The sequence below is a fragment of the candidate division KSB1 bacterium genome, assembly GCA_034506395.1.
Taxonomy (GTDB): domain Bacteria; phylum Zhuqueibacterota; class Zhuqueibacteria; order Thermofontimicrobiales; family Thermofontimicrobiaceae; genus Thermofontimicrobium.
In genome coordinates, this window is sequence record JAPDPQ010000037.1 from 37,571 (window position 1) to 47,742 (window position 10,172).

Below are 10,172 nucleotides of genomic sequence, written 5' to 3' on the forward strand. Positions count from 1 at the left end.
GAAATTCCTTTCAATTATCAAACATGAGATCTCCATTGACGAATCGAAAACCCTGTATCTCAAGCTCGCGCTCCAATGCATGTTTTTGGGCCTCGGTCAAATTTGTCAGCGGCGCGCGAACCGCGCTCTCTTCAAACCCTCGCAGCGATAGGATATATTTGGTCGCTGCTTGAATGGGATATTGGGCAATTAATCGTCGAAATGCAGATAAGCGCGACTGCCAAATGCCCGCATCCCCATGATACTGTACTGCGCGATAGAGGTTCAGCACCAACTCTGGAACCGTATTGGCCGAAGCCGTAATGCTTCCCCCTGCTCCAAGTTCGAAAGCGGACATCAGCAGTTCATCACTCCCAACAAAGATATGAAGTCGACGATAACTTTCAATGTAAGACTTCAGTGTTTCCCATTTGCCCCCAGAATCTTTCAACCCGAGGAGATGGGGGTAGCTGAGCAATTCATCGATCACCGCATGTGTCACCGGGACATGGGTGTTTTGAGGCATATTATATAGAAAAATGGGATGGTGCACTCGATTCATGATCTCAAAATAATATTCGACAAGACCATTCTCGCTGATATTTTTAAAGTAATATGGAGCTGCAATAAGCACCCCATCAACTCCTAGCTCCTTCGCATAATCGCACAAACTAACGGTTTCCACGAACGAGCAACTGCCAGTTTGGGCAATGACTTTCAGATTGCTTTTGAATTTCATTACCCAGGAAATGACGTTTTTGCGTTCCTCAATCGACAATGAGGGAAATTCACCGTTAGTTCCCAGCACAACAATACCATCAATACCTTTCTCAATAAGAAATTCAATGTGGCGGCGTATAAAATCGAAGTTGATCCCTCGATCTTTTGGTGAAAACGGAGTCGGGATCGGCGCGAATACGCCAGCAAATTGCTCAAATACCATTGCTGCTTTCCTCGCATCTTTTATTGATCATTTTCCATTGGGCATAATCTTGTTTCAAATTTAAAAGAATTCTTTTAATAATCAACAAGAATATTGATCAATTTTTATCAAATTCAATAAAAAGCCAGTAGCCATTTTTTGTTTCAGGCAGAAACAAGTGTATTTCTAAAGATACAAATTTGTAAGAACTCGTAGCTGATGAAATTGGGGAGTTGAGAACATGGACAAAGTTTCTGAATCCAATGTGCTGATCTCTAAATGTCGTTTGAATAATGTGTAAGCTAAGCAGGTTTTCTCTGATTATAATAGAATTAATATTGGGATCGAATCAAAGCTGAAAATGATTAGCGATTATTGATTGCCAAAATGTAACAAATTTTAAGATCATGGAGGCATAGTGTTTGCATTGAACTGATGCAGTATAGAGAAATCGAATTGATGACCAACAACTTTTCAGCGGAATTAAAGGATTTGGAGCATGAAGATGGCACAAAGAATAAGAACACTGGCTGTTGTTTTATGGATCGTCGCGTTTCTTACGATGACCAATAGTTATTCCCAGGTGAAATGGTCGGATGAGATTTTCATCACTCAGGGAAATACGCCTGATTTGGTAATTGATCCAGCAACTGGTCAGCTTCATTTAACCGCGATGACCAATAACGGAGTGAAATATGTGATCACGGACCGAAATGGGAAGGTGCTCCATCAGGAGATGGTGCCTGGCACCGAAAATGATCGCGGCTTATGGCGGTTTGGAGCATCATTGGCAATCGACAGCAATAAAATGCCCCATATTGGTTTTCGAGAGAACGAATATGATAACTATTATGATGTGTTCTATACGTATAAAAAGGCCGGTGCTTGGACGAGTCCATTGAAAATCGCGGACAATGTTTATCGAGGCTATGTGGTTCGGTTAGCGATTGATGGTTCTAATCGAGTGCATTTTGCTCATGGATCAGTGACTGACCTAAATACCGTGCTCGGTCCGATCAATTACTACATCATTCAGGATAATAAAGTGATATTGAGCCAGAATGACATCCAACAAATTCGAGGGGATGAACGATTTGAATTGGATGTCACTTCGGCTGGGATCGTTGAACTGGTATCGGGTGATTTTTCTTATCCGCCGGAAGGTGGTCCTATTTTCTATTGGCGTTCCGGTTCTGCTGGTGGTAAGCTTGTTTACCGTGGGGACATTCATGATAGTGATGCGCGCGGCGGCGCCAACGGCTCGCCCGATCTCTTTATCGACGCTTCGGGAAAGGTTCACGTTTGTTACGGCGCCGAACTGGATAATTCGGTAATCAATGGTCCCACAGTCCGATATGCACGCATCGAAAACGGCAATAAGGTTCGAGACACCCGTGTCACAGCAAATGGGGAATTGACTGGCTGGAAAATTCCAGTAGGGGTGGCTTCTCTGGCTGCCAGTGAAGATGGATCCAAGATCGTTGTCGCTTACCTGGCTTCAGAAACTGGACCGCTTTATGCCCGACTTTCAGAAAATGGCGGTCTGAGCTGGGGGGAGCCCGTCCGGCTCGCTGATGGCTGGAATACTACGGATGCCAGAAACAAGCATATCGTTCGAGCCTATCGGAGCAACTTTTATGTCATCTATCCCGCGACATCTGGAATTAAATTGAGATATCTGAAGCTGACGATTAATCAACCACCTGTTGCAGAGGTTGCTGGCCCGTATAAAGGGACAGAGGGTTCGGCGATTCAATTTGATGCTTCGAAATCATCAGATCCAGATGGTGCGATTGTTAGCTATCTCTGGGATTTCCAAAACGATGGCAAATGGGACGATACGACGACTGTGCCCACGAGCAGTCATATCTATCCGGATGACTTTAATGGAATGGTGAAAATCAAAGTCATCGATAGTGAGGATGATTATTCATTAGATAGCGCGAACGTTACCATTTCAAATATAGCACCAACTGCGGAGGCTGGAGGCCCATACAATGGCAAGTGGAATCAGATGATCAATTTCATCGGCTCCGCCACAGATCCAAGTCCAAATGATGCATTAGTATTGACGTATGAATGGGATTTGGATGAGGATGGGATTTTCGAGACGGTTGGGAAAAATGTGCAGCGAAGCTATAGCGCTGGCGAGAAGCATAAAGTATGGCTGCGAGTGAAGGACGATGATGGTGGTGTTGGACTGGATTCTGCACTGGTCACCATTGCGAATGAGCCTCCAGTTGTCTCCCAGATACCAAATCAGTCGATTCGGAAAGGAGGATCGTTCAATAAAATCAACTTGGACGATTATGTGGCAGACCCCGATAATCTGGACGATCAAATCCGCTGGAAGGTGAGTGGCGTTCAACGGGTGAATGTCAACATTGTGAATCGTGTGGCTGAAGTATCTGTGGTGGATCAGAACTGGGTAGGGAGTGACACGGTCTTGTTTATCGCCACGGACCCAGGAGATCGGAGCGACACATCCGCAACGGTTTTCACAGTGACCCCGTCAAATCAACGACCGGTGATCTCAGCTATCCCTGAGCAGATCATTTTGGAAAATGAGCAGTTCGCTGCCGTGCATCTGGATAATTACGTCACTGATCCCGATAACGCCGATGATCAATTATCATGGAGCTTTCGTGGGAATAATAAACTGATGGTATCGATCATCGATAGGATTCTGAAGGTCGCAGTTCCTGATTCTGAGTGGGCTGGCACAGAGGTTTTGACCCTCGTGGTTGCAGATCCTGAGGGATTGCGTGATAGCACCAAGGCCAGTTTTACAGTGATTGCCTTAAATGATCCTCCAGTAGTCACTCGGATCCCAGACCAGCGAATTCGCCCAGGCGAAACGTTTCGGCCAATTAGGCTGGACGATTATGTGTTCGACATCGATAATAAGGACGAAGAAATTCAATGGTCAGCTTTTGGCGCTCTGGAGTTGGTTGTTTCCATCACGAATCGAATTGCCACGATAACAGTGCCGAATAGCGAATGGCAGGGGAGTGAGACCATCATCTTTTATGCCCGCGATCCCTACGGCGCAACTGGAAGCTCGATTACCACTTTTACGGTATCGAATTCTGCTGATGTCTCGCACCAAGATAGCGCTTTGCCCGCTGAATTTGCGCTATATCCGAATTATCCCAACCCATTTAATCCAGAGACAACAATTGGATACGATGTGCCAAAGCTAAGCCATATTCGGATTACGATCTACAATCGATTGGGGCAACGGGTTCGAACCTTGGTGGACCAAACTAAGCCGGCCGGCCGCTACAAAGTTATTTGGGACGGGACCGATGATTTCGGAAATAGATTAACCAGTGGCGTTTATTTTTATCGATTAGAAACCGATGGTTTTCAGGCAACCAGAAAAATGATCTACGTGATGTAGCTGGCTTTTGCCAGGGCCGTCCTCCTCTCTGGCAAATTGGCTGGCAGCAAACCAAAAAGAGAAGACCAGGCTCATAATTTGAGTCTGGTCTTCTTTATTTCTATCGGCAAATTGCCAAGGGAATGAAAAATCAAAACGCGAAACGGCTTATACATTTGAATGGCTTTCAGATGAATTCCATTCAATTGGGAGAGCGGATGGCAATCTGTCTTTTCCGCTCTATCAAGCTGTAAAAAACTGGAATCGTGATCAATACAAATAACGTGGAACTCGTTAATCCGCCGATTGTTGATAGCGCCAATGAGAACCAGATGCTGATCTTTTCTTCAGCAAATAGAACTAAAGGCAACAAACCACAAATGGTTGTACCTGTGGTCATCAGAATCGGCCGAACGCGATCTGTAGCGCCTCTTACGATCGCCTTAACTAATTCCATCCCTTGACGTCTTAATAAATTTATATGATCAACAAGAATGATCGCGTTGTTAACCACAATACCAGAGAGAAAAATGACACCAATATAAGCGGAGCGATCGAAATTGGTTTCTGTCAAATAAAAAATCAGAAAAACGCCAACTAAGGCTAACGGGATGGTCAGAATAATAATGAATGGCTGGCGCAGCGATTCAAATAGCGCCGCGGTAACCATAAACACCAACAAAATTGACAGCGCTAACACGCGATAGATTTCGCGTTGTTCCTCACCTTTCATGAAGCCCCAGGTCTCGCGTGTCAGTTCATAGCCAGGGGGCAGGTGCGTGGTCTTGATGATGCTTTCGACCAGCCGATCGCCTAATTTCCATGGTCCGCGATACTCAAAAGTGATCCAGCGCTGATATTGCTGATCCTCACGGACGATCTGGGACAACACTTTTCGCTCTTCGATGGTGGCGAGCCGCTCTAATCGCACCGACTCCCCATTGGGGGAGCGCACCACGGTATTTTTCAAATCCTGCAAATTGAACTTCTGAAAACCAGCCATTTTAATCCGAAAATCTATCTCCTTGCCATCGATCTTCAAGCGCTGCCAATCCAGACTTTCCCGCAAATATGTGCGCAACTGTTGCAGCACTTCATAGTTGGAAAGGCGATATTTCGCCACCTCATCGCGATTGAGTTTCACAACCAGTTCGGAGCGATTCTCCCACCAGCCCCAGCCGCTGCTGCTGATATCAACATCTCTCACTCGGCTATAACACTCTAATCGTTGCCCTACCTGTTCGGCGATTTGTTTCACCTGATTGTAATTGTACCCTAGCACTTTCAGACGGAAGTTGGCAGCTTGCCCTCCGCCTCCGCTATAAAAGCCAGGTCCAAAACCATATACACCAATGGATAAGCCTGCCAATTGCGTGGCCGCTGCGGTCAGGTTTTCTTTGACGATCAACGGCGTGGCAGTGAATTGCAGCGAATCCGGAAAGTAGACCCGAATATAAGCGTGCTCACGCGTAACCAGAGAACCAAATTTTTCCACCCCCTCTTGTTTGGCAATTTTTTCTTCGAAGAAACGCGCTACTTGATCGGTGCTTTCAATATCCGCCCCCCCGGGCATGTGAATAGAAACGGCAATATATGTATCCCCACCCCAGCCGCTCCAGATGCGACCTTTAGTCACATATTTATCAAAAATGAGGTAGCTGGCAATAAAAAGTAACATCGTCGCAATTACTATGACCCATCGATGATGCAGCGCCCAAGTCAAAAATCGCTGGTAAACATTCTGACCCCATTCCACGATGCTGTCAATCGACTTCCCCTCTTCCAGAGCCATGGGCTCTCGTTTCAAAACCTGAAAAGAAAGGCTCGGAATTAGTGTGAATGCGACCAGAAGAGACGACAGTAGCGACAGCCCCACAGCCATCACAAAGGGGACGTAATACAGCCGCAACTCGCCAGTCAAATAAAGAAATGGCACAAAAGCGACCACCGTAGTCAGCGTGGCGGCCATAATTGCCAGTGTCACTGCAGCGGTCCCCTGGTGGCATGCATCGTACAATGGAACACCACGGCGCCAATATCGCTCAATATTATCCAATACCACCACGGAATTATCCACCAGCATCCCAAATCCCAACGAAAGCCCAGCCAACGTGAGCAGATTCAGCCCGATTTTCGCCGCATAAAAAAAGTTCATGGTAAGCAGAACCGAGAAAAAGATCGTGGTCAAAATGATCAGCGGCATTCGCAGCTTGTGGAGAAACAGCAAAAGCACCAGAAAGATCACCAGCACCGAAAAGATCGAACGAAATCCCAGATCCCGTAATTGCTCTCTGATCGCCTCGCTTTGATCGGATAACTTGATCAATCTCATGCTCGGCGGGAATTTTTTCGATAACTCATCGATCTTTTGGAACACTCGATCCGCAACTTGGATCGTATTGGTGCCAGGCTCACGAATAATGTTGATCCGAATCGCAGGGTTGCCATTGATCCGACTGAGGTTGGTGGCATCCTGAACATTGCGCACCACCGAGGCCACATCTTGGATGCGGATTAATTGTTGTTTATCAGTCCTGATGATCGCCTGAGCAATTTCGGTGAGCGAAACTAATGGATTGCGAACCACCAGATCGAACCGATAATCTCCTTCTACCAAATGCCCCACCGTCTGTTCAGCAGAGAGCTCCCGAATCGTCTGTGCGACCTGTTGATGCGTGATGTCAAATAAACGGCATTTTGATTCATCGAGAATGACATGAATCTCCTCGTCGAGGCCACCCTGGATCTCTACTTCCGCCACTCCTGGAACACTTAGTAAAGGCCCTCGAAGATGCTCCAGCGCATATTTCTTCACCTCCAATGGCGAGAAATTCCCGAATAATTGGTAAGACAAAAATTCGGAGGTCTGAAATTCTTCTGGGATATATTTGGTGATCCTGGGAGGTGAGGTGCCATAAGGTAAACTTTTTCTGATAACGGCCAGTTTCTCGTTGAGCTCCAATGCCACAAAATCGGTGCGTGCACCTTGAATCAACTCGATGTCTACCTGGGATTCTCCCTCACTGGATACCGAGCTCACTTTCCGCACATCGGTCAGCGTTTGTGCCACTGCCTCAATCGGTGAAGTTACGTAGGCCTCCACCATTTCCGCCGAGCTATTGAACCAGCTTGTGGTGACTGAAAGCTTCGGATAATCCACCTCGGGTGTCAATTCCAATGGCAGACGATAGAGCGACATCAGGCCAGTCACCAGAATAGCGAGGAAAAACATCAGTACCGCAGTCGGACGGTTGATGGCAAATTTGATCAGACTCATTTGTTCGTGAGAAAAATGGTAATTGGGTAATCAGGTAATTTGGGAATTGGGTAATAAACTGGTTTTCCATTTCATTTCAAGCAACAACTTAATTCGTTAATTTAACTACCTAATGGTCAGAACTGTTCACTGCTGGTATGTTTTTGATGATTCACCGCTGACCACTAACCATTCACGACTCAGCACTCACCACCAACCACTAATCCCTCACCAGCATCTGCTCCTCACACATTCTCCGATATAAACCCACCTGCCCAATCAATTCCTCATGCGTTCCCATTTGAACAATCCTGCCTTTATCTAGCATAATAATTTTATCTGCGGCAGTTACAGTAGAGAAGCGGTGCGCAATGATGAAGCTGGTTTTGCCATTGGTTTTTTCGAACATCATTGCTATGATGGTTGCTTCAGGGGGGGCATCGAAAGCCGCGGCGGATTCCTTAAGTAAGAGCTTGTCAGGCTTTTCTAGTAATGCTTGGGCGATGAACATGCGCTGTTTCTCTTCTGGAAAAAGCTCTATACCACGTTTGCCGATTTTAGTGCAGTAACCTTCGGGTAATTGGCCGATAAATTCGTGGGCATGAGACAGCTTGGAAACCGCATAGACTTCCTCATCGATCGCTTCTGGTTTGCCATATCTAATGTTAGTGATGATAATCTCATTAGTATTAAAAAGCCGTTAATAGGCCTTCTTTTCAAATTAAAGGGTACCGTGCTAGCAATCCTAATTGGTTCATATGAAAATGTTAAACCAAAATAGTGCTCGCTTTAAAATCGAGATAAAAGGATGGCTTTTTAAAAACGTTTGTCTTGGTCAAAAATTTGTTGAGCATCCATCCTTAGAATCCCATCTTCCACTTTGCCACGGTAGTGTCTTCTACAGTATAGATAGACTTTTCGGTGAAATATGCAAATCGGCATTTCTCAGGGATCTCAAACGATTCAAGATAAGCCCCGTCAGCAGTCCGATAAGTATCTACTACCATTCCTTTTCGCCCGATAGAACCAGCCCAAGAAAGTATATAGATAGTGGAATCAATGACATTCATACTCAAAGCTGCCAAGGGAGCTTTTTGATCGATTCGCATACCTGATCCCTTAGCAAAAACTTCTATCTTTGGAAGCGGGATTCGATCAATGGTTTCTACAAAGAAGCGTAGCACACCCTGCGAAGAAAAAGAAGCTATCAGCCCAGCGCGAACAAAAGTGAAATATAATGCGTTATCGTTTCCGATTTCAATCCACCCATCTATTAGAAGATGAAGTTCATCTTGATTTGGCAAAAGCGAACCAAAGGAAGATTGCAGCTTGCCAGCTGCATTATACTTTTCAAATAAATGCGTTATAGGGATGGCTGGCATTATGATAAAATCGCCGCAATTAAGAAGGACAATTCGCTGAGGCAAACTTTTTAGACGGATGGTCTGCTTAATAGAACCATCTGGATTAAATATAGTAATGATTCCGGCGATAGGGTCACAAATCCAAACATCTCCGTTCATTGCCACCGTAAAATCGGTAGGATTTAGTAACTCTCCAGGCCCCTGTCCCTTGCCTTTTCCAAATCTATTGCTGAATCTCCCCTCTGGGCTAAATTTCTTTATGGTAAAATCCCCCCCATCTAGGATATAAATATTTTTAAATTTGTCTACTTTGACCCAATAGGGATTGAAAAGAGCATCTTCGGAGCCTAAACCTATCGTGAATACTTTCATAGCGTTAGCTGGTTTGAAACGACGATTTGCTGAATTCTGAGGTTTAGCACTCGGAAGTTTTTGCGCAGTTGTTTGGTTGTGAATGACTTTTACGAAGCGATCATTATCGCTAGCAAAATGGCCTATTATGAGGCCTACAAAGATAAGTAGTCCAAGAACTATTACAAACATTCGCGGCTTAAACATGATTTTTACCTGTTTGATTTGGATTTAACATTCTGTGCATGAACCAACGCTGCAAAAAGGACTAAATCTACCTTGATTGAAGACCTCACACGAATATTTAGACGCAGAAAAGCGGTCATCACTGCATTAGAGATGTCGGGCAGCTGCAGCATGACCGCGAATTCTTTACCTAGAAACAATCAATTAACTACTGGGGCTGGTGGTGGCGGTGGCGGTGACTGTGGCTGTGGGCTCCGAGTGTAGCATAGCACAAAAGTACCTCTGCAGAGAAAACTAGCGCACTTAAGATCACCGCCTGCGCAGCTTAACTCTGTACACTTTATGCATTCTTCTGCAGCTCCAGCTATTTTGACCAAAAGAGGACCTCCTGAACCCCAAGTGCCGAGGCTTAACCCCAAAGCTATCATCAGCAGTATTGCGCACATTATGAATTTTAATTTTTTCATATTGCACCTCCTATCTGCTCGAATGTTTGTTTAATTCCAATTAAGCATAATTAGCGAGAATTTAACTTTCGATTTGACCAAATAACAATTGATAACAACAGCAGGACCAAATCTTGAACGATATGAACCGGACCGATAGTTTGGCTTCCAAAGGGCAGCATGCAACCGCAAGCCGAATTAGATCCTTTAAGATAAGCCACAGAAAGGACCACGCCAAATAATACTAAAAGAATGCTGCTACTTATCGCTGCCAGTTTTCTACAAG

General features: G+C 45.2%; 6 protein-coding genes. 1 reads left to right on the plus strand and 5 read right to left on the minus strand.

Annotation, left to right across the window (positions count from 1 at the left end; translation table 11 throughout):
* Window positions 1–10 precede the first annotated feature (10 nt).
* Entirely contained in the window at window positions 11–922 is a 912-nt protein-coding gene (locus ONB37_17570) for a dihydrodipicolinate synthase family protein (protein ID MDZ7401971.1), read from the minus strand.
* 484 nt (window positions 923–1,406) lie between these two features.
* Between ONB37_17570 and ONB37_17575 the strand changes: the two genes are divergently transcribed.
* The gene (locus ONB37_17575; GenBank protein ID MDZ7401972.1) at window positions 1,407–4,304 is read left to right on the plus strand and encodes a PKD domain-containing protein; all 2,898 of its coding nucleotides are present in this window, start codon (window positions 1,407–1,409) and stop codon (window positions 4,302–4,304) included.
* 181 nt (window positions 4,305–4,485) lie between these two features.
* Here the strand turns inward: ONB37_17575 and ONB37_17580 are convergent, their stop codons facing one another.
* From ONB37_17580 to ONB37_17595, 4 genes are all read right to left on the minus strand, one after another.
* Complete coding sequence (locus ONB37_17580) at window positions 4,486–7,560, minus strand: efflux RND transporter permease subunit (GenBank protein MDZ7401973.1); 3,075 nt, start codon at window positions 7,558–7,560, stop codon at window positions 4,486–4,488.
* A gap of 199 nt (window positions 7,561–7,759) precedes the next feature.
* Window positions 7,760–8,050, minus strand: coding sequence for a hypothetical protein (locus ONB37_17585; GenBank protein MDZ7401974.1), 291 nt, complete (start codon window positions 8,048–8,050; stop codon window positions 7,760–7,762).
* A 349-nt stretch (window positions 8,051–8,399) separates the two neighbouring features.
* A complete protein-coding gene (locus tag ONB37_17590) occupies window positions 8,400–9,461 on the minus strand; it encodes a 6-bladed beta-propeller (GenBank protein MDZ7401975.1) in 1,062 nt (353 codons plus the stop codon).
* Window positions 9,462–9,957: 496 nt separating this feature from the next.
* Window positions 9,958–10,172: hypothetical protein (locus ONB37_17595; protein ID MDZ7401976.1), on the minus strand; the 215-nt coding region annotated here is incomplete at its 5' end.